Genomic DNA, 317 nt, shown 5'->3' with positions numbered 1-317 from the left:
GTCAAGCTGCACAGCACCAATCCGCTGGAGCGCCTGAACAAGGAGGTGAAGCGCCGTGCTGACGTCGTCGGTATCTTCCCCAACGAGGACAGCATCATCCGACTCGTCGGCGCCGTCCTGCTCGAGCAGAATGACGAGTGGCAGCTCCAGCACCGCTACATGCAGATCGAGGGCATGGCAGCCCTTGCCACACCAATGATCGAGGAGGCTCAGCCGCTACAGATTACACCCAAGGCCGCCTGACCATGCAGCCCGGTGACCACACCCCAAATTACACCTCATTGACGGACGTGACCATGTGCGGGACTATCCAAGCA

At 60.3% G+C, this 317-nt stretch carries 1 protein-coding gene; it reads left to right on the top strand.

Annotated elements, in window-relative coordinates:
• Positions 1 to 243 (top strand): transposase (locus AX676_RS11520; RefSeq protein WP_197417802.1); only part of this gene is annotated, 243 nt, incomplete at its 5' end.
• Positions 244 to 317: the final 74 nt, after the last annotated feature.

The sequence above is a fragment of the Sphingomonas sp. CCH21-G11 genome (assembly GCF_001555965.1).
Classification (GTDB): Bacteria; Pseudomonadota; Alphaproteobacteria; order Sphingomonadales; family Sphingomonadaceae; genus Sphingomonas.
The sequence above is the reverse complement of the archived record's forward strand: the minus strand, read 5'-3'. Positions and strand labels throughout refer to the sequence as shown.